At 44.7% G+C, this 25892-nt stretch carries 22 protein-coding genes and 1 tRNA gene; 10 read left to right on the top strand and 13 right to left on the bottom strand.

Annotated features, from left to right (window positions below; all coding sequences use genetic code 11):
• Window positions 1–13 precede the first annotated feature (13 nt).
• The 4 genes from EZV61_RS02950 to EZV61_RS02935 form a co-directional block, all read right to left on the bottom strand.
• Window positions 14–691 carry an OmpW family outer membrane protein gene (locus EZV61_RS02950; RefSeq protein WP_131414277.1) on the bottom strand — a complete coding sequence of 226 codons (678 nt, stop codon included), beginning with the start codon at window positions 689–691 and terminating at the stop codon, window positions 14–16.
• Window positions 692–887: 196 nt separating this feature from the next.
• Window positions 888–1493, bottom strand: a complete 606-nt coding sequence (locus tag EZV61_RS02945; protein WP_420810807.1) for a lipid-binding SYLF domain-containing protein — start codon at window positions 1491–1493, stop codon at window positions 888–890.
• A gap of 89 nt (window positions 1494–1582) precedes the next feature.
• On the bottom strand, window positions 1583–2590 hold the full coding sequence (locus tag EZV61_RS02940; protein WP_131414276.1) for an MBL fold metallo-hydrolase: 1008 nt from the start codon (window positions 2588–2590) through the stop codon (window positions 1583–1585).
• Window positions 2591–2793: 203 nt separating this feature from the next.
• Window positions 2794–4191, bottom strand: coding sequence for an alpha-amylase family protein (locus tag EZV61_RS02935; protein WP_240695140.1), 1398 nt, complete (start codon window positions 4189–4191; stop codon window positions 2794–2796).
• Window positions 4192–4834: 643 nt separating this feature from the next.
• Here EZV61_RS02935 and EZV61_RS02930 point away from each other — a divergent pair.
• Both EZV61_RS02930 and EZV61_RS02925 read left to right on the top strand, forming a co-directional pair.
• Entirely contained in the window at window positions 4835–5431 is a 597-nt protein-coding gene (locus tag EZV61_RS02930) for a GTP cyclohydrolase II (protein ID WP_131414275.1), read from the top strand.
• Window positions 5432–5640: 209 nt separating this feature from the next.
• A complete protein-coding gene (locus EZV61_RS02925; protein ID WP_131414274.1) occupies window positions 5641–6537 on the top strand; it encodes a MipA/OmpV family protein in 897 nt (298 codons plus the stop codon).
• A 61-nt stretch (window positions 6538–6598) separates the two neighbouring features.
• Here the strand turns inward: EZV61_RS02925 and EZV61_RS02920 are convergent, their stop codons facing one another.
• Window positions 6599–6982: a hypothetical protein gene (locus EZV61_RS02920; protein ID WP_131414273.1), complete on the bottom strand. Its 384-nt coding sequence runs from the start codon at window positions 6980–6982 to the stop codon at window positions 6599–6601.
• A gap of 23 nt (window positions 6983–7005) precedes the next feature.
• Window positions 7006–7335: a hypothetical protein gene (locus EZV61_RS02915; protein ID WP_131414272.1), complete on the bottom strand. Its 330-nt coding sequence runs from the start codon at window positions 7333–7335 to the stop codon at window positions 7006–7008.
• 62 nt (window positions 7336–7397) lie between these two features.
• On the opposite strand from EZV61_RS02915, the gene EZV61_RS02910 reads away from it, so the two are divergent.
• The 4 genes from EZV61_RS02910 (at window position 7398) to EZV61_RS02895 (ending at window position 11968) form a co-directional block, all read left to right on the top strand.
• Entirely contained in the window at window positions 7398–8804 is a 1407-nt protein-coding gene (locus EZV61_RS02910; protein WP_165569513.1) for a S41 family peptidase, read from the top strand.
• Window positions 8794–9483: a response regulator transcription factor gene (locus EZV61_RS02905; RefSeq protein WP_131414270.1), complete on the top strand. Its 690-nt coding sequence runs from the start codon at window positions 8794–8796 to the stop codon at window positions 9481–9483. The genes EZV61_RS02910 and EZV61_RS02905 overlap by 11 nt, the downstream gene beginning before the upstream one ends.
• Before the next feature lie 6 nt (window positions 9484–9489).
• On the top strand, window positions 9490–10794 hold the full coding sequence (locus EZV61_RS02900; RefSeq protein WP_131414269.1) for a sensor histidine kinase: 1305 nt from the start codon (window positions 9490–9492) through the stop codon (window positions 10792–10794).
• Window positions 10795–10867: 73 nt separating this feature from the next.
• Window positions 10868–11968: a type 1 glutamine amidotransferase domain-containing protein gene (locus EZV61_RS02895; protein ID WP_131414268.1), complete on the top strand. Its 1101-nt coding sequence runs from the start codon at window positions 10868–10870 to the stop codon at window positions 11966–11968.
• Between the two features lie 224 nt (window positions 11969–12192).
• On the opposite strand, the gene EZV61_RS02890 is transcribed toward EZV61_RS02895, so the two are convergent.
• A complete protein-coding gene (locus EZV61_RS02890; RefSeq protein ID WP_131414267.1) occupies window positions 12193–14028 on the bottom strand; it encodes a hypothetical protein in 1836 nt (611 codons plus the stop codon).
• 547 nt (window positions 14029–14575) lie between these two features.
• On the opposite strand from EZV61_RS02890, the gene EZV61_RS19565 reads away from it, so the two are divergent.
• From EZV61_RS19565 to EZV61_RS19375, 3 genes are all read left to right on the top strand, one after another.
• Entirely contained in the window at window positions 14576–16018 is a 1443-nt protein-coding gene (locus tag EZV61_RS19565; protein ID WP_240695139.1) for an HNH endonuclease signature motif containing protein, read from the top strand.
• Window positions 16019–16024: 6 nt separating this feature from the next.
• Window positions 16025–16495, top strand: a complete 471-nt coding sequence (locus EZV61_RS02880; RefSeq protein ID WP_131414266.1) for an SMI1/KNR4 family protein — start codon at window positions 16025–16027, stop codon at window positions 16493–16495.
• Between the two features lie 439 nt (window positions 16496–16934).
• The gene (locus tag EZV61_RS19375) at window positions 16935–17087 is read left to right on the top strand and encodes a hypothetical protein (protein ID WP_165569511.1); all 153 of its coding nucleotides are present in this window, start codon (window positions 16935–16937) and stop codon (window positions 17085–17087) included.
• A gap of 74 nt (window positions 17088–17161) precedes the next feature.
• Here the strand turns inward: EZV61_RS19375 and EZV61_RS02875 are convergent, their stop codons facing one another.
• From EZV61_RS02875 to EZV61_RS02860, 4 genes are all read right to left on the bottom strand, one after another.
• Complete coding sequence (locus tag EZV61_RS02875; protein ID WP_131414265.1) at window positions 17162–18346, bottom strand: response regulator; 1185 nt, start codon at window positions 18344–18346, stop codon at window positions 17162–17164.
• Window positions 18339–18806, bottom strand: a complete 468-nt coding sequence (locus tag EZV61_RS02870) for a response regulator (protein WP_131414264.1) — start codon at window positions 18804–18806, stop codon at window positions 18339–18341. The genes EZV61_RS02875 and EZV61_RS02870 overlap by 8 nt, the downstream gene beginning before the upstream one ends.
• Entirely contained in the window at window positions 18790–22227 is a 3438-nt protein-coding gene (locus EZV61_RS02865) for a tetratricopeptide repeat protein (RefSeq protein ID WP_131414263.1), read from the bottom strand. Before EZV61_RS02865 ends, EZV61_RS02870 begins: the two co-directional genes overlap by 17 nt.
• A 488-nt stretch (window positions 22228–22715) precedes the next feature.
• Window positions 22716–22802 (bottom strand) — tRNA-Leu (locus EZV61_RS02860).
• Between the two features lie 377 nt (window positions 22803–23179).
• Between EZV61_RS02860 and EZV61_RS02855 the strand changes: the two genes are divergently transcribed.
• Window positions 23180–23680: an RDD family protein gene (locus EZV61_RS02855; protein WP_114337198.1), complete on the top strand. Its 501-nt coding sequence runs from the start codon at window positions 23180–23182 to the stop codon at window positions 23678–23680.
• 37 nt (window positions 23681–23717) lie between these two features.
• Here the strand turns inward: EZV61_RS02855 and lptG are convergent, their stop codons facing one another.
• Together lptG and lptF are read right to left on the bottom strand one after the other, a co-directional pair.
• The gene (gene lptG / locus EZV61_RS02850) at window positions 23718–24782 is read right to left on the bottom strand and encodes an LPS export ABC transporter permease LptG (protein ID WP_114337387.1); all 1065 of its coding nucleotides are present in this window, start codon (window positions 24780–24782) and stop codon (window positions 23718–23720) included.
• Entirely contained in the window at window positions 24782–25891 is a 1110-nt protein-coding gene (lptF, locus tag EZV61_RS02845) for an LPS export ABC transporter permease LptF (RefSeq protein WP_114337197.1), read from the bottom strand. Before lptF ends, lptG begins: the two co-directional genes overlap by 1 nt.
• Window position 25892: the final 1 nt, after the last annotated feature.

Raw genomic sequence — 25892 nt, 5'->3', positions numbered from 1 at the left:
CTGTATTCGCCCATTAGAAGCGATAACCGACACTGGCCATATAAACCCAAGGGTCAATGTCGACACTCACACTGCTTTTAGCGCCGCCCACTTTAAAGTCGGCATCCGTGCTGATATCGATATAGCGCACCTGCGCATTGACGAACCAATCTTTATTGATCGAATAATCAGCGCCCAGCTGTGCCGACCAACCGAAAGAGCTATCCAGATCCAAGTCGCTGAACCCCTGCTCTTTACGACTGCCACTAAACTCTTCATCGAAGAATACGGTGTAGTTGAGGCCGACCCCCACATAAGGGCGGAACACCGACTCGCTAGTACCAAAGAAATACTGCACAGAAAGCGTCGGTGGTAGATGACTGACTTCAGCCAGCTTGCCATCGCCCAACCCTAACTGCGAATTTTCCAAATCAACATCATGGGTAAATGGCGTTGCCGCCAGCAGTTCAACGGCAATATTGTCGGTAAACATATAGGCGAAGTTAAGACCGATCTGGGTATCATCATCTACCCCGACCCCCATATCGGTTGACCCCAAGCCATCGACATAGACATTACCGGAACTATCATCAGGTGAGACATTGATGATACCGCCGCGTACTAACCAGTCTCCCGCCTGGTGAGCTTGTGCCGCAAGAGGGGACATGAGAACTAAACCGCAGAGAACAGAAGACGCTATTTTTGTTTTCATCGTGTTAACCACTTGTTGTTATTTCGATGAAATTATCTAGCGGCTAACAGGTGGAACTCTTGATCTAAATCAATTGATGTAGATCAATTAACGAGCGCAATCACAAAACATAACTCTGACATCTATATTCAACGACTTAACCTCAACCGATTAAGCGAGGCTAAGTCGTCGCATAAAAACAGGACAAATAGTGCCCCTAATTTAACTCATCACTTTTCCAGTATTTTGCGCCTTTTGCCGTAGCCTGAATTGCTAATCCCGCCTCTGTCAGCTGGTACACGGTAACATCACCAAATTTTGCGCCACCGCTGGCTTCGCCCCCCTTATCTTTAGTCTTTGCTGCGGCATCAGCTTCACCACCAAAAACCCAGCCATCATCAATAAATGAGTTCAAGGCTTTCTGAGTATGGAAAACAAACAACACCCGGTAATCCTTAGCGCCTAGGCCAAGGCCAATACCGCCCTCGCCCATCTCCATATAGGTGACTTTCCCAGTCGAATTGTTTTTAGCCATGCCGTAGCCACCACCACCAGCGACAAAAATCACGTTGACTTGAGCATTTGAAAAAGTAGCGTAACCCGCAGCAGAACCCATAAGTTTCTTCGCCGCAGGTTCCTGTTTGTATACGGCGCTGATAACTTCCTGATTCATTTTTTGAATCTCTGCTCGCTGCTCTGAGGGGTTTGAACCTTTTGCAGAACACCCCACCAGAACCAGAGCTATCAATATAGAAAGTACTTTATTCATTGCTTCACCTTTTATCGGGATTGAAGTTAAGAGACAGACTCTTGCAAAAAGCATAGTCAAAAATTGAGTATCTCCTTAACTCTACTCAAAGAAATTCAGTAGCAACGACTTGCTAATTTTTTATCGAACACAATCTCACAAGGTCACTGACTCAGCAGCCGTGCGCTATTGCTTAGCTGTATCTGCAACGCAGTCATAGGCATGACAACAAAGCGGTCAAAAGTGATCTCACTCGGCTGCGCTGTGCTTTGCAGCTGTTTATCTAATAGTGCTAGGGCTTGAACACTTAATGGTAGCGGTAGTTCATTGGGCTGATACAAGGTGCCGATTGGGTAGTACAGCCCAGGCGTGGTGGTCATTTCTATATGTGCGCCCAATACAGCGCTGACTGGATGGGTTTGAGTGAACTGATACAGCCGATGCACACTGTCGCGATAATCCTGCCAGTGCTTTACGTAGATAAGCCCCGGATAAAGGGTGTCTCCGGTGATTAACCACTGGGTTTCAGGATCATAGAGTGCAATGGATTCTTCCTGATGTCCCGGTATTGGCAACACGCTTAACGAGCGATTGCCCAGTTCAATATTGGCTTGCCCCTGCGCCCCGCGGTCAAAACCAAAGTACTCATTCATTAGGTCGGCCTTCGGCGATACCAAGGTGATGTTAGGTTGGCCTTGAAGCAGAGCGTCTCCGTTGTAGTGATCGCTATGGCTATGGGAGTGCACAACTAACCATTGCCGAGATTCGCCCCCCGTCTGTGCTAACACCAGTTCATTCACGATTTGATACAGGGGCAGAACGGCTGCATCATCGGTTGGCCCGGTATCCACCAACAGCACTTTGTCATCACCAATCAACAGATAGATAAACGGTGCTTCAAAGCTGATGCACTTGCTAACCCGAAGGATATAGCTGGTGGCACTGTGCTGATAAACATCTACAGCGTTATCAGGCGTCACACTGCAGCTTTGTTCACCATGGGCCCAATCTTTTTCCAGCAACGGCACTATCGAGTCAGGCAAGAGAACTTGTGCGCTGTTACCTTGGTCTGCCGTGAGCTCTATGCGCGCATCCAGCTTCGGCGGCGAACTGCAGCCCGCAACGATCAAGCCCAAAGCTATAGCGAAAAACGTGAGGTGAGTTGATCTCATTGCAATCCTTATATGGGGTAACTCATTCCGATATCAGCATAAGCCAACGAGAGTCTGTAAAGCGATTCAGAAAGGTAACAAGAAACTACGGCCGTGCCGCTTGCCACTTAATCCAGGCGGACGACGGGGCACCAGCAAGATAATAAGAACAGCAGACACAAAAAAGGCGGACATCCGTCCGCCTACGACAAGTCTTCTATTTATTAGTCTCTCAACCACATTCTAGCGCTGCGCGGCGGCAGGTAGAACTTGTGCCAATTACTGCTGATGCGCTCAACACTAGATCCATCCAAGGTATCGCGGTAGTTAGTATTCCACCATAGACCCGCGCTGCCAGCATCGGCCCAGGCATCTTGTCCACCACTGCACTTGTTGATGCCAACAACACCCTTGCTACCACGCGAGAACAAGATATGACACTCATTGTGGCTAAGGATCTGCATGCCTGTGCCTTGCACGCCATTGTGGAAGCGCAACATACCCTGAATGTCACCACGCTTATAGAAATTCACCCAACGATTGTCGCCGCTCTCGTTATTGTCTGAGTAGATCAGCGGCGTACCACCGTCACGTCCCAATACAAACGCATGCGCAAGGTGTTCATTGGTGCCATCCATTAGCTGATAACGAAACCCTTCATTCAACGGGATATCATGAGTAATCGCGAAGGTAATGGCACGACCGCCGTCTAACGCCTGGCCATAAGCACCGGGATCAACCAACGCACTCATGCTGCCACCGAAATTCAACGCGCCGCGAAGTGTCGCGAACAGTGGGAAATCGTACGCGGCATGGTCAGTGTCGTATAAATACGGCCCAAGGAAGTTGTCATAGTCGCCGTTACCGGCGCCGCCAGTGGTGATGATCTCACCAAAGACATGCATACCTGACTTGATTTCTGGTGTGAATACCGCATTCAGATGGTAATTGGTCATGTGCTTTGCCGCATCAATACGGAAGCCTTTAACACCCAATGACTTCAGCGCATTCAAATACGCTTTTTGCTGAGCAACTACCCAGTTGTTGGGATCCAGATCTGGCAGGCCACGGTCGCCCTCCCCCCCGCACAAACGCCAGTATTGAACATTGCCCGGATCGTTATAGTTGGAGATACACCCCTCAGGATGGAAGTCATTCGCACCAAAGAAATTATCCTCCAGATCACCATACAGGATCTGCGAATTGTAATAGCTGCTGTTGGCTGCATAGCTATTCAATACTTCAGTGCCTGGGTAGTTGAGGTCTTCACGTTTCCAGGTTTCGTTAGCCATGTGATTGAAAATAATATCCGCATACACAGCAACGCCCTTGGCACTGAGGGCATTAACCATCGCCTTAAAAGCCTGAGTATCGCCCAGCGGGTTATCAATCACTCGATAATCCTGCGGCTGATAGCGAGACCACCACTCGCCACCGGAGGACTTATAAGCGGGTGAAACCAACACTTTTTTATAACCTAGGTTGGCAATCTCTTGTGCTCTAGCGGCAACATCGGAGTACTTCCAGTTAAACGCATGTAGGATAACTTCGGCAGAGGCTGAGGCACTAAAAAAGCCCAGACCAACCAAGGCTGACAAGGCCATTTTTTTTATAGTTTTCAAAACACTTTCCTTTGATTAAGTCAGTATGAATTGTTATTAGTTTGTCATTCGCACATGGCACTCAGCTCACTAACGTAGCGAAGCAGGTGAAATATGCAGCGGCGATAATGCGCAATTTTTAACCAACTTTTTTTGAACTCAATCACAGTTAAAAATTGAAGTGTTTACTAATCAAGATAGATTTTTAACAGTGTTTAATTAGCCACCTAAGCCAAGGCCAGAACCATCGGGCTGTGGCATAAAAAAACAACGCTCAACGACCAGGAAGAATGTCTAACAACAACAGATAGATAAATCAGGGATGATCGACAGGACGACTAGATCAGAATGCATTTAGTCACCGAAATTACGGATAAATCTTTAGTGGGTATCCCCATCAACAACAGGTCAAAGTAATAAAAATAATCCATCCCCCTGACCAGAGCACGGTATGTGTGAGGAAGCCCCTCGCCCATTGAATGACGAATAAACTAACGCCATCGGCAGCCAACGGTCAGATGAACCTTCTGCCGTTAGCTAAGATTTCGTTCAATTTCCCCCTCAACCCAAGCAATCCTTGATATGCTTGGGTCTGGTCGCAGTTCAATGACTTTTGCAGGCACCGAATTCGCATTCACGGTGATGCAAGTTTAGAGAGTTAAAAATGGTAAAAGTAAGAAAAGCGGTGCCACTGAAAGTTGGTGCCGCGCAGGTAGAAGCAGAGATAATCTCTTTCAATGGGCTAGAGTCAGGATGCGAGCATATCGCTATGCGGTTCAAGGGCACCCAGCCCAATAGCAATATTCCCTTAGTGAGAATGCACTCTGAGTGCCTGACTGGTGATGTCTTTCATTCATCCCGCTGTGACTGCGGCGAACAGCTGAACGAAGCAATTTCACTCATCCATGTCGAAGGCGGCATACTGCTCTACCTGAGACAGGAAGGTCGCGGTATCGGTTTGTATAACAAGCTCGATGCCTACGAGCTGCAAGACACCGGCCTGAACACCTACGAAGCCAACGTTAAACTAGGTTTCGGCGAAGATCAGCGCGAATTCAACGAAGCGGCTGAAATGCTCAAAGCGCTCGGCATCGACCATATTCGCCTGCTCTCAAATAATCCGCGTAAAACTGAGCAGTTGAAAGCGGCCGGGATCTCGATCGAAACGATGGTCAACACCTCGGTGCATCTCAAACCCGGTAACTCAGATTACCTGAAAGCAAAAAAGAACCACGGCAATCACCAACTCAGATTTTCGTAACGGCTAAAGCGTATTCTTTCGGTTACTGAATAGATCTATGTCATGCAACCCAGCCACCAGGCTGGGTTTTTCTTTTGTATCTGCACACTGCTGTCCATAGAAAATCAATTGTAATAACTCGTGCAATCTACCGGTCTAGATTAAAGCGCCCACTGATCTAACATTGGGATAGCGCCATACAATCAAGGATAAACAGGTGAGAGAGCCAGATGTTAACACGCAAAAAGAGATTGCTAGCGACCAGTGGATTGATGTTGATATTTAGTACGCCAGCTAGCGCTGAGTCCCTCGAAGTAGAGTGTGTGACAAGCCGTCCATGCCAAACAGAAAGCACGCAGCAGCCACTTTGGGAGATAGGCCTGGCAGGCGCAATCATTTATGGACCAGACTATCCCGCGGCGGGTCAAAGCCATACTAACCAGATAGTATTGCCCTACCTGATCTATCGTGGCGATGTGATCCGCGCTGGTGAAGATGGATTGATCAAGGCACAGGCATTTGAAGATGAGCGCTGGGAACTAGATCTGTCACTTGATGGGTCATTTAATGCGGACTCCGATGACAACGATGCTCGCGAGGGCATGCAGGATCTGGATTACCTATTCGGGATCGGACCAGAGCTAAAGTACAAAATTTACCGAGCCGATGATGAACAGAGCAAGCTCGATCTTAAGCTGCAAGCACGCGCAGTGTTCTCCACCGATTTCTCCAATCTGAATCAGCGTGGCTATGCCTTTGAGCCGCAACTACGTTACGAGTATGACAACCTGTTTGGCAGAGAGATACGATTTGTTGGCACCGTCGGCCCGGTATGGGGCACAGAGAAGCTAACCGACTACTTCTACCAGGTCGATGACAAATATGTACGCCCAGGCCGTGAAGCCTATGATGCAAATGGCGGTTACATGGGCACAGATGTTGGCTTCGGACTGGTATTCACCCTGATGGAAAAACGTGCGCGTCTGTTCCTGGGGGGGCGCGTCAGCTTTCATCAAGGCGCAGAAAACGAAGACAGCCCACTGTTTATTGACGAGACAACCTATGCCGTCGGCATGGGCTTCGCCTACCGCTTATTTGCGAGTGACAAAAAAGCATCTGGGGGCTGATATAAGCTGTTGCTAAGTCGTTTAGGGCTGTTTAACGAAAAAAGGGGTTTTCAATGCTCTATCAATAACCTGACCAGCCAATGTAAAACGTCACGCTACCCAATAAGAGCAGCGCCATCGGTGGCGTTGCAACACTTAGCCAACTTGCCAGCATCACTCTATGACCTGCAACAACCAGCATCACTCCGTCACCCGTTCGGTATAGCCCGGTGAGCAGCGAGTTATCGCATACATAAAGTTTCTTCCCCTGCTGCGGATCCACGTATTCAATCTTCAGGTGCCGTGATTTTCCGCCACGGGTTTCAGGGCTAAAATTTCGCAGTACTTTATCAATCACAAGCCCTTTCAGCCGCTGCCCTCTAACATAAAACAGAACGCGCCAAGTAAACAAAGCAACAGCCCAGGCAATCAATAAACCACCGACAATGATGCAGTAATAAGCCACACAGAATCCTCAACGCGATGTAGTCATTTCGATTTGGCGATAAAACCGACGTAGGTAGCCACCGCAAAAACCAGACCGTACCACAGCAAGGAAAAGTAATATTTAATGGGGGCACTAGCTGCGGTCACAGTATGTTCGTGCCCAATGGCGTGATAGTGGAAACCACCATCGTACAAGGTCTTTGCTAACGCAATACCAAAAGCGACACTGAATATCCGTCCTATCAATCGGCTTTTTTTATCGACATTCATCATCTGCTTTTGGCCATATTGTTTGAACCAATACCCTATCATCAAGGTGTTGAGTGTGAAAATGCTCAGGCACAATGTGGTGCCCTTACTGCAACTGACCACGACAAAACCTTCACAAATATATCGTTAGCCTATGGGCATATTTAGCTAATACGGCCACGATGATGAACAAACCTCTATTTTTCACCCTCCTCTCAGCACTATGGCTGTTTGGCTGTCATCCAGATCATTTAGACCTGTTGCCGCCATTGGAAGATCCATCCCTGATGGAGAAAGAGCTGACCGTCGAGCAGATGCATCAGGACATAGATGCGTTTGTTACAGGCGTTTTGGAACGCCACCCAGAACTCGATGGTTATGCGGATATGGGTTCACTTAAGGCTGCAGTCAAAGAGGTCAAAGCTGAGATCACGCAGCCCCTGCTTAGGACCGATTTTTATCGCATCGCTGGCAGGCTTAACCACCATTTAAATGACGGCCATTCATTCCTGATTTGGCCATATCAGGAGTACAAACAACTCAAAGAGGACGGCCACAAGCCGTTTCCTTTTGATGTGGTGATCTCACAACAAGGGGTGATCTACCTAAAATATGATTATCAAAGCGGGAAGCAGAAGCTAGCGGCTGGCAGCCAGGTACTTACCATCAACGGCGTAACAGCCTCCTCCATTGTCAATACGCTGCAGCAATACAGCGGTGGCGAATCTCGCCGGTTGCGAGAGCAGGTCGTTGCCAAGCGGTTCGCTCTGTCACTCTGGGCAGTTTTCGGCTTCATTGACAGCTTCGAATTTGAGCTCGATGGCAGATCAGCCTCGCTTGCCATCACCAAAGATCAGTCCTGGCAGCGAGTTTCTGCAGACAGCAACGAGCAACAGGGCGAACACTACTATAAGCAGCTGCAAGCGGGGGTAGGTTTACTCAATCTCGCCCACTTCGATATAGAACCAAATGAATTTGAAGACTTTATTGACGGTGCATTTGCTGAAATAAAGCGGGATGAAATTCACTCATTGATCATCGACATTCGTGATAACCCGGGCGGCAATACCGACACCGTCACCTACCTGAGCCGCTATCTGGCGGATAAACCGTTCAGGCTGGTTTCTTCAGTACGAGAGAAGTTAAACCGGGATAACCGGGGCTGGTTTAACTACAAAGGTGAAGTGGGTGAACTCATTACCACCCAATGGCAAGAGTGGGAAACGCCTATCGAAACAGAGCAGCGATTTAACGGCGAGGTCTATCTGCTGGTGGGGCCGATAACCTACTCCGCCGCTATCGTGTTGGCAACCACACTGAAAGACAATCAGTTTGCTACTCTGGTTGGTGAGAAAACCGGGGGATTTGCCAATCAAACCGCACAGGGTAATTTGTTTAACCTGCCCCATTCTAAGTTGCGAGCCTATGTCACCACCCGAACGCTGATACGGCCAAATGGCGACATCGAACGACGCAGTGTCGAACCCCATCATGTGGTTAACCGCTCAGTAGATGATATAAAGAAGCAAAGAGATGCAGGCATTGCACGCGCGCTAACTCTGATAGAGGAAAAACAAGCCAATGACGCCTAAGTATGCCGTTCTGGTAGTCGAAGATAATCAGGATATCGCAATACAGCTTGTCGACTACCTCGCCGACAAGGGGTTAGTGGTCGACTATGCGGCTGATGGCAAAACCGCACTGCAACTGCTGGCAGCACAGCGTTACGATATTGTGGTACTCGATCTGATGCTGCCCGATATGGATGGCCTCAGCATTTGTAACCATATCAAACAAAACCTGAGTACCAATATTCCGGTGCTGATGCTGACCGCAAGGGACAGTTTGGATGAAAAAGTGCAAGGGTTTGGTGTCGGAGCTGACGATTACCTGACCAAACCGTTTGCACTGCAAGAGGTGTATGTTCGTTGTCTGGCGTTGGGAAAACGTCATCAACTACATCAGCAAAGCACGCTGACCATCGGTGAGCTTGAGGTCAATTTTCATAAGCACTCAGCGACGCGAGCGGGTCAGCCGCTATCGCTCTCAAGCACTGACTTTACCATTCTGAAGCTGTTAGCAGACGCTTACCCAAACGCGGTCAGCAAACGACAACTGACCGAGCAGATCTGGGGAGATGAAGCGCCACAAACGGATGTTCTACGCAGCCATATTTACACCCTGCGGAATGTGCTGGATAAACCTTTTACTTACCCAATGCTGAAAACGCTCCATGGCATTGGCTTCAGATTGGCACTACCAAGCGAGTAGTAACAGATGGCTCGAATGAAAAAAAGCTTACCCTCCGCCATCACCTGCCTTGTGTTAGGTGTCGCCATTAGTATTACGCTGATTTATAGCCTGCTGATCCTGCTCTATTCTTGGATGGTTGAAGACAATATTTTTAACCGACTGGTCGCCGCCGAAGCGGATTTTATTGAGCAGTCCTATCAACAGAGCGGCACCCTGCCCCAGCCCCGGTCAGGCTTTGTTAGCCTGCATCACAATTGGCAGGGTATGCCGCAAGAGCTAATAGACGCCCGCAAACGCAAGCAGGATCGCATTGAATTTGACTTAAATGATGGCTCCACGGTGCATATTCATGTGTTACAACTGGAAGGGATCGATTATGTGTTAATGGCCAAGGTTGACGACTTTGAGGTCAGCAAAGATTATCTTCCAAACCTGCTTGGCTGGCTTGCCCTGCAGGCGCTAGCTGGCGCGGCATTGGTCTCCATCATCGCTTTTATGATTGCTCGACGACTAACCCGACCGATTAAAAAGCTGGCCGACCAAGTAAGCTGTTTACCCACCGAAAGCAATGGCGCGACGTTCGCCAACAACTATCCAGACAATGAAATACGGGTGCTTGCCAACGCGGTCGAAACCAGTTTTTTCAACCTGCAGGACGCGCTGCAGCGGGAGATAAATTTCACCCGCGATGTCAGCCATGAGATACGAACTCCGATCAGCATCCTCAAGAATCTTCTCGACAGCCGAAGTCACTCACAGCAGCTAACACAAAGCGACTATCAGCAAGCGCAACGCGCGATCTTTGAACTGGAAAAGGTAACTCACACACTATTAGCGCTGGCGCGAAACGAATCGAAGCAGAAATCTGAATTAGATATGACGCAGTTAGTGGAAAACACACTGCTTGAACACTTTGAGTTAAACAACTCTGAGAAAGGACAAAAGCTCTCGCTGCAATTGTCGCTGCAAGAAGGAATTTACCTGCACGCGAACCTGAATCTGACACAGATCCTGCTCAATAATATCATCTCCAATATCGTGCAATACGCCACTGGAAGCGACGTCGAAATCAGGCTTACGCCAACCTCGCTTTCCTTTATTAACCACACGACAACACCGGTCCCGGTGCAACCTGAAGCAGCAGGAGTTAAAGCTCAACTAAGCACTGGCATCGGTCAGGGTCTTAACCTGATTGAGCGTATCTGTGCCGTCAACCATTGGCAGATGGAAACGCACTCCTCCCCCGCAGTCTCCTTAAACTCTGAACACTCTTCATCAAAAGAGACAACATCAGCGTTCACACTGACCATTCATTACAACCCGACCTAATTTATGGCTGATTTCTTCACAAAATCACGACAAAGGCATCGCTAAAGTGCTCCTAATATCGGAGGAGCACATCATGAAAAAAAGTTTCTATTCCCTGTTAGCACTGATTTTATTTACGGTTTCGTTTGCGGCATATTCTGACACCCGCGTTGCATTGCTGATATCTGGATACGGCAACGAAAGCGATGGCAACATCAGTTACGATCTTGAGGAACTGGCCCAAACCTATCTGGTACTGGCAAACAATGGGATCACGCTGGATATCGTCAGCCCTAAAGGCGGCGCGGTTCCTGTTCACAACAAGAAAGACGACCTTGAGTACATTCAGCGGTTTAAACAACAAACGCCGGCACTGAGCCAGCTGGCTAATACCTTGTCGGCCAAACAGGCGCTGACCCAAGAGTATCAGGGGCTGATGGTTATCGGTGGAGATGGCGCCATGTTCGACCTGCCTTTTGACAAAGATACCCAGACATTGGTGACGCAATTTGCCCATCAAAACAAGCCGATCGCCGCGGTATGCCATGGCCCGGCGGCGTTGTTAAACATCAAACAAGAGAATGGTGACTACTTTGTTAAGGGCAAACGGGTAAACAGTTTCACCCTGAAAGAGGAACACGCCTTCAGCGCCGAGTTGCTGGGTAAGTTTCCATTTATGCTACAAACCGAACTGGAAACACGCGGCGCGATCTTCCAGTCCAATGCGCCGATGCTGCCTTTTGTGGCCGAAGATGGTCAGCTGATCACAGCACAAAATCCCATGTCTGTGGCCAAAGCGGCTGACGCCTTGGTGGTAAAACTGGGTCTGACACCAAAAACCAGAACCCTATATCGAGATGAAGCCACGTTTCAATTGATCTCGCGGGCAAGAACCGAAGGCGCCTTTATCATCGACATTGCTTTGGCCAGCGCAAAGGAAAGCTACAACCTGAACTATATGGCGTTGTATGGCTTTTATGCTTACCAGCTTGCAGACACGCCAGAGCAAAAGCTTGTCGAGCTTGAGATCATGGCTCGGATCGGCAAACAGTTTTCCCACCCCAAGTACTCTCTCGCGCTAATCAACGCTTATCTCGAGCAGGGTTATGTTGAGCAGGCAAAATCAGAGAAAAAGCTGCTGATGAGTCAGTTCCCCAAGACCGAGTTGCCCGAAACCGTGAAACAGCTGAATTAGCTCACGCCTCACAACACGTTTGAACTCCATGATAAGACGGACGGAGAAAGCATGATAAGGATATGAACGACGCGTCTTAGTCGGCCAGTGATGAATAGGAAGGGCGACGCCTTTCCTATTCATTTTACCTTATCGGCTTACGCCTTTGCCGCATAACAAAATCAATGCGGACAGCCATTTCCCAATACGGAAATAAGATAACCCGAAAGCGCCACGAACAGTCGTCACCTATCCTGCTCATACAACACCAACTTGTCGTAGTCGACGCTAGCCGGGGTTCCCTCTTGATGGCTATACAGGTGCTTCAATGGCATGGTATTCCAAGAGGATTTTTGGAACTGATACAGCGCTTGGTTAAAAGTTAAGTGAGCATTCGTCCTGATGGTAGCCGCCTCAGACTCGACATATTCGCGAATTTTCTTCGGCCAATCCGCGATCTTTTGCCCTTTTTTAAGCGCCTTTGGATTCGCTTTTTGGTAAAAACTGTAGAAATATGCTTTCAACGGCTTAGGGTTGGCATCGCAAGTGAACTGCACTTCATAGCCCATATTTTTTGACGGCAGAGATAAACTCACGAACCCGCCCGAAACGCTGCCGGAAACATCAAAACGGGGGGTATAAATTTGGTCCTTTTTAACGCTGCAATTAAACCCGCCCTTAGGGTGAGCGATGGATTGATGGGACACGAAAAAGGCTCTACCACTACCATTTTTAAACTTCCCATCTTCAATTTCAAAATCGATCTCCGTGTTTACTTTTGTCGCAATGCCACCGAACAGGTAACTGTCGCCAAACACCAGATCATTTTTTTGCTCAATCACCAAGCGCCAACGCTGCCGCTCTTTCAATACAACCAGCCTAAAACCATCGCCAAGGTGAGATAAGGAGTTTTCAAACATCACTTGCGCTTGATGTTTGCCCGCTGGCAACTTGTCCGCCTCAGGCCTGAGAGAAAGCTGAATATCGAGTGTTTCATCGGGGGCTAGTTTGCCTTTGTTTGGCTGAACGCCTACCCACGGTTGGTCAGCAGCGATACTAAAACTAAGCTCCTGCTCGCCTTCATTCTTTATTTGATAGGACTTTTGCCGAGGGGCAAACGACTTCTTAGAGGTATTTCGAAAAGCCTCAAATGAGCCGGTAGGCGAAACAACCAGCATACCGGGTCGAGTGGCCGACAGCGTGTAACTCAAATCCCCCTGAACGTGGCGCTTATGCGCTTCGCCGTAAGCCCAATCTGATGAGAAATCTATTCTAAAATTTTTCTCAATTTTCTTACCCTGCAGCAAGCTAAAGAACTCTTCATAGGTGGGCGCCAAATCAACCATAGAGAGTCCATCTGACAGTTCTTCATTAGCACGTGCGCCATTCACCAGATCAAGCTGGCCAATATTATTGGCGCCAGAAAAGTCGCCATGTTGAAACCACTGGAGCTGCGGGGAATTGATATGACTATCACTATGAACCGTACTGCCTCTTTTTGCCTCCAAGAAGAACCACGCGCTTTGCCAATAGGTTTTCGCCTTGAAATTCGCATGCCGCCACGAGTCGAAATAGGGATAAAACTCATCTCCATCATCCTGTCTGCGCCAGAATTGAGCGTAGTTTCTGACGATTTTAGTCTGGCGACTTTCAGGCCTGATCGCTGAAAACCCAGGTACGACAGCACGAAAAATTTCAACGCAACTTTTTGATGTGATTTTGCAATCTGGCTTGGCCTGAAAAATATGTAATTCACCTATACCGCGCTCTTTTATGTGCCAAAACATCTTATCGGTGAAATCTGGGCCTTCGTGTTTTTCAGCTACTTCCCACTCAATATCCACCTTGATTGGCTGACACTCGACCATGACATAAGGCCCGTTATAGGGGCCTTTTGAACGCCACTGACATGGAAAATCTTTGCCTTGTATCGCTTGAAACTGCGTCACCAAATTGCTCAAAGGATCTCCTGCGAGCTCAGTACAAATACCAAGACCGGACGAAAGGCTCAGAACAACCACAAACAAGAGAAAGGGTAGACGTTGATAAAAAGAGGCCACGGCAACATCCTTTGTCGACACAAGCTTGCCGTTTAAGCCTAGCCGCCAACGGCGCCAACGATGGTGTGTACCTTACCCAATCGAACATTTATTGCTTGGTATCAATTTTCAGGCAACAGCCATTGCCTTGTTGGGGATTGCCGACGAGATAAAAGTGATTGGCTAGCAGTTTCCGCCCTCAAGAGAAATGCAGCATAATCGCAATACTAGCGTAGTAGACTGTTCATGCTAAGCAGCACGAATTAATGGCGAATACCTCGCTGAGCAGGATACATATCCCTTATTGATGGTTAACTTGCTCTTTTCTTTGGCAATAACAGCCACTTAAACTAACCAAACCTCAATGATAATCAGGGAATCTAAAGATTGAAAACACCACATTCATTACTGCACAGGGGTTAAACATCAACAAAGGATTAGCAGGCGCTTAATTTTCTGGAAAAGTTGAAACTCACATGTGGCCTGATATGCTAAACGCTCTTCTGATGATAGTTGACAGTTAATTTCACAAGGAATGTGGACGTGAAGCTTATGGAAAAGCACACGCACCTCACCACGAGGGGCGTCTATGTTTACTAAAACCCCTGCTGGTGAACGCGCCCGAGTCAATCAAACTTTATTGATCGATAGCTTATCTGCTAGCTATCTCTTTCTGGCACGCCATCAACTGGATGGTCGAAACGAGATGGATGCGATATGGCATGTCCGGGACGACTACTATGCTCGTTTGCTACTGCAAAGCCATTCTGAGAGTTGGGGGGTGCCTTTTAACCTTCGCGCGCTCTATTGCCAACTAAAAGACACCCCTCCGTTACTTCATCTGAAATCAGACGAGACGTTACTACAAGAGTTAACCGGCCTAATAGCCAACGGCGATGTCTTGGTATTCCAGGAAGCCAACTATTTAGTCGATAAGCAAGATCCAAGTAGTTTTCAGCTTCAACCTATGGCTGGGTCTAGCCAAAAAGCAGTTAAGCGTGCGAAAGCGTCATCACCTAGCAGTAACAACCCCGGACCAGGTGTTACACAACCAACCTCTCAGGGCGGTAAAGCAGCCCCACTGGTAGCATCCGATGTACCTTGGGAAAATCAGATCTGGAGCGATACGTCTGTCGCAGAGAAGCTACTTGTCAGTGTGGGATGGGGATTCTCAGAGGTCAGCGAATTACTTCAAGATGTTGCTGCATGGGAATCTGATACCAGTGAAACGTTTGATCAAATAGGTGCAGATCCTTCGACCCCTGAGCCTATCCGGTTCGCCGCTGCGGCATTGAAGCTCCCAGCAAGAATAGGAACGGGGCTTGTGAGCGGCGTGGCAGGATTAGGCGACTTGATTATCAACCCCGACACGCGTAACAGCTTAAAAGATGGCGTAGTAAAGCTTTACCAAGACCCTGAATTACGCGCCCAAATTGCTCAAGACTTTGTAAACCAACCCCCACACGAGATAGCATCTGACGTACTTGTTATCGCCGCAGATATAGCTATGGGGGGCAAAGGCGCAGCGAAATTAGGTACAAAAGTAAACAAGACAACGCCGGATGTACCAGTAACAAAGTCCACTACAACAGTAAGTAAGCAAAGTTCAAAACTAGCTAAGCAATCTGATGAATATGCGGCACTCATAAATTCGAACAAACCTTGGTCTTGGGAAAGCTTTACCGACGGCGCATCTTTAACTATCAAAGAAAAACGCGCAATAAAAGCAGATGCCATAGCGCGAGGTTTGATACCAGACATACCATATAAGGTCGGAACCAAGTACCCTGATTTCGAAGCTGCAGGGTTAATTGAAAAATTAGACGAACTTCCACCTGAACTATGGAAACAAAGTGATTACAAACAGTTTAAGTGGTTAGACTCTCGAATACCTGGTGGTAAACCAGAAGGATTCACTTGGCATCATTCTGAGATTCCTGGGCGTATGGAGTTGGTTCCGTTTGGCCCTCACAATTCCATCAATCACTCAGGTGGAAGATCCAAAGGAAACTGGGCTGATGCTAAACGATAGGAACAGATGATGAACATAAAAAGAGAAACTATTTTACCTCCACCAAGTGCCAAACGGGTCAAAGAATTCGAATCTTTTCATAGAGTTAAACTTCCTATGGAGTTTATTGATTTCATTAATAGTTCGAATGGAGGCAGACCAAACAAACTAGTGATAGAAGCTGACAGTGAAGATAGATTGATCGAGCAATTTTTATGTCTACTTGACGATCCAAGAAATGAAGCGGTGCATGGTCAATACGAGATCAGCGTAGTTATCGCCCAGATAGAAGATCGATTAACTGATGATGAAGAACAGATAGGAACAACACTCATACCATTTGCAGCTATCTTCGGGGGGGACTTTCTATGTATGGACTTTCGACAACAAAAAGATGACCCATCGATAGTCTTATGGGATCACAATGAGTCTGACGAATTAGAACCAGTAACATACAGCGTAGCGGACTCTATGGGTGCTTTTTTAAGTATGTTGTAATGCTACTACCCATTCGATTCTAACTATCGAGCTTAAAAACTATAGAAACTGCCTACGATGGCTGTAATCCGTATCGGCAACCTATCTTTTTCGGACAATAAAGCACGGCGAACACAGCGACAAAGACAATGGTAATAAGGCGTTTCTTCCTACTATATTAGCTCTAAGCGGGGATGACTCATGTCAGCTTCCTTACTATTGATAACACTCAAAAAACGTAGGAGATGAAGAAAATCGTCAACTAAAATTGGCTGTCCTCTTTTCGAATCGATGAGCTAAGTCTCATAGAGTTTACCGAGAGTGGACCCGTAGCATTGGCAACGGCGCAGTTTGATGACGAAGGAGTACTCTAGTTTTGAATCGAACAGAGCGTACCAGCGCGGTTACAGACTTAATCCATTGCTTTGAGAAGTGTTATTTGGAAGAAATGAGTGGGGACATGGCAGTAGAAGTAATACCCAATGAGGTTGTCGAAGTAGACTTCGCTAAGTGGGAAAAGAAGGGATTTGAACAGCGTTTTTACACCGTAAATTTGATCTGGTCACTAAAAAAATATAAATATTCTCCATATAATATTAGCCAATATGAATAATTTTATGTAAAAGTATAAAACCATATTTTCAGAAGGTTTTATTTATATAGAGGCTAGTATCACCACCTTAATGTTTAATATGTTAAATCAAAAAACATCGATATAAAAGAAAATAGATCTTCTTTAAGAATATAAACAAAAATAACCATAAAAAGAATTACAGGAACAAATTTGGTTGTAAGTATTATCTCAATGTTTTCTCTAAAATATCCAAAATCCCGTTCATTATGCTCGTCAAGCTCATCTCTAAAAATTGGTATCCAGAATAAGTCAATAAAATCACTTTCACGGTTAAAAAAATCATGCCCACCCTTGTAATATCTATTAACTACTTCAGTACCAACAAAGCCTGTTCGACCTGCCATACCCATATCCCAACACAGGTAGTGGCTTAAGATCAACACGTTATCATCAATTCCACACTCATTAATTACACTAGATATTTTAAATCTTCTCTTTATATCTTCAAAGTTATAGCTAGATTTCAAAACAGAACTTACAAAGCACAACTTATCAATTTTTAGATCACAGCTTTTTGGCAAAATTTCTAACGCCTTAGTCACAGCATAGGTACCAAAACTATGAGATAAAACTACAATCGTACTATCTGGGTTATGATCACTTATATGTTCAAGCTCCTTTGACAATCGCTGAATAACCTTCGTTCTAAAATATGGTATAGCAAGTTGAAAAGCAGAAAAATAGTTATATCTATACTTCTTAACTTCGTAATCTAATTCAGCCGCAATTACCATATTTTCTAATTCATCTTGCCATTTTCCTAAGGTACGTATGCCATGCACAGATAACAAAATTTTCTTTCCTGAAACTCTCCGGCTAGAAGCATTAGATTGTATGCTCCAATTTACCGCGTTACTTAAAGCATCCTTCCATTCAATCCTTTCGTAGTCGTAAATAGCGAAGCACAAACTAGCAAACTGATCTTCATAATTATTTTTTAACCCAGGATATGAAGTTAATCCTATTATTTTTGAAGGTAAGTTATATTTATATGAGCTATTTTTTAATTTATTAAGTAAGGTGACCCCCCCATTTTCGACTGGTTTACCTCCACTAACCATAGGTAAATTCAAGTCTAAAATCAGTAATTCATAAAGATTTGATCTCAATAATATGGTGGCGGCATTTACTGTTGGCGCATGCTCTACGTCTTCCTTCCTTATGCCTATTTCTACCAAAGCACGATTTATGGATTCATACTTTGCATCGTCGTCTTCTACTATCAAGTATCTACCCATTTACAACTCCACTTATCATATCTAATAGCTCTTGTTTCCAGCTTTTACTCTGAGTGTTATAGAAGACGCACCCTATGAAGTTATCAGGAAAGTCATCTCTCAAGTCGTCAACCAATTTATCTATACCAACTGCATCACTATGCCGTCCGAAAATATCAAATTGAGTAACAACTATTACTGGGAAACTAATTCCCCTATATCTCATTTTTAACATCAAATCTTTCCCGGCTAGAGCTTTTACGGGAGATTTTGACTTACCATCTCTGGGATCGAAACTTGGCATTGACATGTCAAGTAGGACAAGGTCATAAGTTTGTTCTCGGAGCATTTTAGATGTGCTGTTAAACGATTCAGAAAAGTCTATATTACACTCAACAAAGTTTTCACTTACTAAGTCTGAAAGATCTTGTCTTTTTTCGTAGTTATCATCTGCTATGAGGAAGTTAAGTATGCGTTTCATTTACATCTCCTTCGTCTAAATAAAGATGAACACTAAATATATTGCTATCTAAGGACAAGCTAAGAAAGTTAGCAATTTTCATGTCTTTGGTAATCACCTTTTTTATTTTAAAAAGCCCACTACCTGACTCTCTGTTTGCTTCAGAAATAAAGCTATCATTAATCTTTCCATTCAGCGAATCTATCTTATTCTTCAGCTCCAATGAAACTTTTTCTTCGAAAAAATTCGACACTAAGATTAATATCTGGCCGTCGACTCTCTTTATTTCAATAGTAATAGCAATGTCATTTTCTTCACTTGAATGTACAACGACGTTTTCGAATAGTATCAAGAATACCATAGTAAATTTTCTAAAGAATTCACCCTTAATAAGCCTTTGATATTCGTCTAAATACTCTATATCTATCTTCCTATTTGGGTGTAAACTAGAAAGCATTTCTTTCGCTGATGCTATAGCTGAGCCAAACATAAAACTTTGTTTAGTTTCATTTTTCCAGCTCATCCAAGTTATTAACTCATCAATTTTCTCGTTCACTTCTCTTTGAGCAAGTTTAATCTTTCTCATCAGCTCATCGAATTTATAACCAATACTTTCAAACTGATCTTTAAGAGAGTCGAAAACACTATTTATATTCCCTCTAAGCTCAACATCTATATGTGTAATTAATTCACACAAAGAATGCTCTGTTACGGATATAAGATCCTTAAGCACTACATCCAAAAATTCATCTATAGTACTTTCACTATTAATACTTCTCGCAATCCCTTCAACAAAGTCCTGATCAGTGAAATAATTGAACGCTTTTCCTTCATCTTGAAACTCGCCGGTGTTTATATGAATGTATGATTTAATCTTTTGTATTTCAAAATCAAGCTGTTTAGAGAATTTTCTAAGAGAGGAGTCAAGAAACTCTCTTGCCTCTGCTGTAATATAAGGATTCTGATCAAACCAATATCGTTCTTTTTCAAAGTATCCCTTATCATTTTTTTGATAGCATATTTTATGACTTTTAGCTGGTCCCCATAATAAGTTTACAATACCACCATGCCTAATATTCATATTTAGAAAATAATCAAGCCCATGCGAAGGGCTTAGAGTAAAAACGTCTCGTATCTGGTAATAAAGATCTAAAACATCGACAAAGAATTTATTACTGCTAACTGTATACGTACCTTTCTCGCCAGTAACTTCCATATAATCTGATTCTAGAAAAGGATTTTTATCCGAATTTTTTATTTCTTCAAAAGCTTCAAGAAGTGATTCAGATAATTCATTTCTAATAGAGAGAACATCAACCTCAATTCTTCCAAGGCCTACCTCACAAACACAAGTTTCCTTAACAAATTGCTCAATATTATTGAACATTTCACTATTAAGAGTTGTGTCTTGCGTGATAGAGATAAGATTCTTTAGGACGAAGAACCTAAATATATACACATCTTCTACAGAGCTGAAAATATCAATTTTTTCAAGAAATTCTGGTGTAAGGACATTTCTAAAGAAATATATGTATAACTTATCATTTAGTATATTTAAATCTACCTGGGTATATATTTGCTCTTTTTCTAATATATCTTCACAGAGCAAGCTTACAATTTCACCATCTTCGCTATTATATACGGTGAAGTACTGGTGTGCTATTATTGCTCGCTCGTATAACTCTTTAACTCTTAATTCTTTTTTGTTTTCTTTATATATATAGCTATATATTTCGTTCAAAGGTAATAAGTTTTGACCTTTACCTTCGATAATCAATATCGCAAGCTCATGGATAGCTTTACCAAAGTCTTTTGTTTTAAAATAACAAGAAACTAATTGTGATTTGGCATGTTCAGAGAATAGAAAATCATTACATTTCGATAGAGTTAGGTAGTTTTCCTCGCTTTTTCTATAATCTTCTTTAGTGAAATAGTAGTCTCCCAATATCTTTAACTTTCTATTTTTATCTACCGAAGTAAGACTTTTTACCACTTCTGGAGATGAGCTTAGTAGATTCATCGAAACGGATCTATTTTCAAGCTCGTTACTGTCTTTCGCTCTAATTGTTGAAAATGGGTTCGCCAATGAACAATTTATATCTAGAAACTTGTATAAAAACTCAATATTATTTTCATTCTTATGAGTGGAAAATTTATTAAACTGTAACTTAATAAAATAAGACCAGTCACAATGGTAGAACCTCAAATAATATTTTTTAAGATCTGTTATAATCTTTCTTTTATCACTACTAGTATATAAATCTATGATACTGTTACAAATAGTTCCTAACAACGACCCAATCTTAGATCTTTGCCCGCACCTAATTAGTGATTTAATATAAATTTCATTGACTGAGGTAAAAGTAGGTTTTAAGTTAAGTAAGATCTCAGATTTTTCTACTACCTCTTTATATTTTCCCTCAACATACAAATCACATATATCGATAAGCATTGAGTCAAGAAGATCATGCTCAATACGACAATCACTCATAAAAGAATATATATTAAAAAAAGATTTATCTTTAATCTCATTTGCTAGTGAGTCTATGTAAAGTATACACTCAGAGACTTCTTCTCCATGTAAGACGCACGAATAAAGAATCCTCTTAAATCCTAGATATCTATCAATAATATTATTTGAAGAGTTTTCACTTATTAATGTAGAGTATTTTTTGTATACATGGGAAGGAGAATAGAAGTGCGAAAAGTGAACAACCTCTACGCTGGAGAGATCATTTTCAAGCGAAAGCTCTTCGGATTGGTGTTCTATTGAGAAAGCATATCTGTCAAAAGAAACTCCTTTATCACATCGAATGAAAGGGTAGTTTACATAGACTTCAGATAAGCTATTAAAATCCTCTTTCTTGAACCTTTCAAAAACTTCGTTTCTATAGTCCGTTACTTTCTTATGCTCATTCCTTTCATAAAATAAATTGAGCCTAGATGAAAAATACCAGTTGCTATATCCATAAGCATCTTTAATTTTAAGTAAAGTTTCTTCAGCTTCATCAAGTTTGGAGAGTAATATGCAACTATCGAAATCATCTTTAAGCCTCAAGAATTCTGAGATTTCATTAGAAAATTCTTGTAGTATTCTGGCCTCAAACGCAAGATCGAAGCCGACACCATGTTCAGATTCTCTGTACCTAAGATTGCTTTTAATCTGGAAATTTTGCGGAAATCTACACTCAATAGCTTTATCCCTCGAAGTTTTATCTACTAAAAGGTTTTGAAGCTCATGTAGAGCTTGCTTTTTTGGAAGGCTCCGGCTTTGAGATAAGATTGCTGCAGGAATGATTTTAGTTCTAACCGCTCTACCACCGGGTCTTGAAAACACTTTACCTGGCGGTTCTTTTTTTACTGCTGTAACTTGCTTTGCGATCTTCGATTGTAAGCTTAAGCCTTTTTTACGCTGCCTCTTCTTTGTCTTCGGTTTTGACATGACAGACATCCCTAATCGTCTTTTATAACTAACTGATATTACATTAGGTAATCGATCTTTAGGAGCGTCATACTTCAACTATTTTATAACTCGGTCTTGATTCGGCGCTAAACATCGATATGAAGGGAGGTTTGGAGGCAATAGGTTTCGTTATCAATATCACCGTTAGGTTGTTTGCACTTCCGCACTGTAGAAGCCCGCTACCAGCGTCAACTGGGTCAACGTCGCTATTGGTGTCAGTGGTATCTATCTCGACCCTAGTTAAAGTAGTGCAAAAAGCAACTACTATCCCATTAACAGGGTTAACGCGAAATTGTCCTTAGGGGAGTAAAAAGGCTTAAAATCAATTACAAGGGGCTGTTTGGACTGCCATAGGCATTAAACACGCAAACGGGAGAGTCAATTTTCCGATACACTCTTCTAGACGGCAGCTTCGAATTGAGTCTATGTAACGAAAAAACCCAGCCATAAGGCTGGGTCTTCGTATTTGGTACCAGTGGGCGGACTTGAACCGCCACGCCCGCAAAGGCAACGGATTTTGAATCCGTCATGTCTACCAATTCCATCACACTGGCAAAACTCTGTGGCTCTGACATCTCGTGTCAGACTCAAAAACTTTGCAAATCTTTGCAAAGTCTCTGACTTTAAAATCTTACTCTTTAATAGAGTTAATTCAATGCCTTAGATGATTCTTCTTAATAGACACTACGCATTTTGAATCCGTCATGTCTACCAATTCCATCACACTGGCAATGAATTTTAAGGCTTCCGCCTGTGTTACTGAGCAGATTTTGCAATCATCTCGGTAACGAAGTGCGGCTATTATACGTATTCGTCGCCGCTAGACAAGCCCCGTTTTTCTAACCGCTCAAGATTCGTACAGAGTTGCGAAAAATCATCTGATACACTGAATCAAGAATCTTGGCTAGTTCACTCAATATACAGGTAAATCATGGCTGAAAATCCGTTTAAAGAGTTTCCCCGTGCAGGCTTTTTTCGACGCTTAGGCGCTATGATCTATGACTTTTTAATCGTCATGGCGATCTATATGGTTGCAGGTGCGCTGGCCATGCTATTCGTGGTTGTGTTGGAAAAATTTGGTGCTATCTCTTTAGAAGGTTATCAGGACACAGCAGACTATTTGGGCGCTCAGCCTTGGTTCACCTTCTTTTTGGTGGTCTGTATTTGTAGTTTTTACGTCTGGTTTTGGAGCCATGGCGGCCAAACCATCGGTATGCGGGCATGGCGCTTACGGGTACAGAATGATGATGGCACGGCAATCACGTTAATGCAGGCGATCATCCGCTTGTTCTCTGCCGCCATGGGCATAGGCAACCTGCTGGTCATCATGGACCGGAAGCAAAAATTGGCGCTACAGGATCATATGGCGGATTGCGAAGTGATTGTTCTAAGTAAAGAAGCAAATCAATTTAGAAATTGGCAAACCCCATAAATCAGGGGCTGCCAATCGTTTCTGTTTTTGACAGTTGCTAGTGTTTTCGCCGCAGCAAAAATACCGCTATGCCGGTAAACAGAGTTGCAGGCAGGATAGCGCCGATCACCGGTGGTATCTGATACACCAGCGTAATGGGGCCAAATACCTGCTCACAGATATAGAAGGTAAAACCGGCCACTATCCCCATCAGGATCCTTGCGCCCATAGTGACTGAGCGCAACGGACCAAAAACAAAAGAGAGTGCCAGCAACATCATGACCGCTACGGTAGCGGGTTGCAGTAACTTACGCCAAAAAGCCAATTCGTAACGGGCTGACTCTTGATTACTGTTTTCCAGATAGGCTATATAGTCAGACAAGCCCGCTAAAGAGAGGGCTTCCGGTTTAACCGTCACCACACTGAGCTTTTCCGGGGTGAGGTAGGAGGTCCAAAAGTCTGTGGGCTGATGCCGATTGGTCACCTTATCTTCTTCAAACTGAGTAAATGTCACATCCTCTAACTGCCACACACTGCCTTTAAACTCGGCGGCGCGCGCGGCTACGATACGGTGCAGATCCAGCTTGCGATCAAACTCATAGATAGTCACCTGTCCGAGCGTGTTCTCATCAACCACTTCACCGATATTGATAAAGCTGTCGCCATCTTTGGCCCATATTCCTCGCTGAGAGGTAATTAAACTCCCGCCAGATAGTTCCTGTGCCCGCAGCTCTTTCGCCATACGTTCAGCCACCGGCGCGCCGTACTCTCCTAAGGCCATGACCAGTAACATCAGTGGGATCGCTGTTTTCATCACCGATCCGGTGATCTGTAAACGCGACCAGCCCCCAGCCTGCATGACAATGAGCTCGCTGTTTGAAGCCAGCATACCCAGACCAATCAGCGCCCCCAACAACACTGCCATGGGGAAAAACATCTCGATATCCCGTGGCACGCTGAGCACAGTAAAAAGCAAGGCATCACTCATCTCATAGGTGCCTTTACCCACTCGTCGCAACTGGCCAACAAACTTGAGGATGCCAGATAAGCCAACCAGTACCACTAGGCATAATGAGGAGGTAGTGACGATAGTGCGACCAATATACAGGTCAAGGATCTTAATCATCCCTTCATCCCCTTTAATCTCGCTACCAAGCGCACACCAATCGGCCTACCACGCATAATCAATACCGCGCCAAATGACGCGGCCAAAGCATGGATCCACCATAAACCCAGTGACGCAGGTAAGGCACCATCCTCCAGCGCTTTATGACCCGACATTAACAAGACGTAATACCCCAGATACAAAAGAATGGCGGGGAGCATTTTGGCAAATTTCCCCTGTCGTGGGTTAACCGCGGCTAACGGCACGGCAATCAATGCCAGAATAGGAATGGAAAGTGGCACAGCTAAGCGCCATTGGATCTCAGCCTTCGCCTCTGTCGACCCATCTTCAAACAATTTTGCCAATGGCCAGGCATCTATCTTTCGTCCGCGCTCATCAACATCAAACTCTTTGAGTAACACCTGATACTCTTCGAAATCAACAATATGATAATCCAAACGTCTGGGATGCCCCTCCCAGCGCGTGCCCTCATTCAGCACCAACATGCTGGGCTGGTTCTTGGCCTCCTGCACGGAGCCCATATCAGAGACCACAATAGAAAAATTCTTGTGCCGCTCATTTATGGAGGGTGTTTGCGCTAGGAACACTTTAAATAACGTCCGCCCATCGCGGCTCATCTTCTCGACAAAAACCACAGACTTACCATCGAAAGTTTGCTTAAACTGCCCGGCCACTAACGTACTCAAGCCAGCACTGGCGTCAGCATCTTCTAGCAGCTGAAGCTGCTGCTCTTCTGCCCAAGGTTTCAAATAGAGGCTGGTTGCTCCACCAATCAGCCCGAGGAATACCGCGGCCGCCAACGTCACCCGTGCAACGTACCACTCACTAACACCGCAGGCACGCAACACCACCATCTCACTTTCGGCGTACATACGCCCAAGCGCAATTAAGATCCCCAGAAACATACTGAGTGGCAGAATCATCAAGATCAGGCCAGGTAAGTTTAATAAAACCAGACTGGTCACTAAATCTGCGGGAAACTTTCCTTCGGCCGCTTTAGTTAACACCGAAACGAATTCACGGCTGAGGAAAATGAGCATTAATACAGCTAGCACAGTGAGTTGTGCTTTGAATAGCTCTCTTGCCAAGTAACGAAAAAGAATCACG

This window comes from Corallincola luteus (assembly GCF_004336975.1).
In the GTDB taxonomy this organism is placed as follows: Bacteria; Pseudomonadota; Gammaproteobacteria; order Enterobacterales; family Neiellaceae; genus Corallincola; species Corallincola holothuriorum.
Note: the sequence above shows the minus strand (reverse complement) of the source record. Positions and strands in the feature narration are given on the sequence as shown.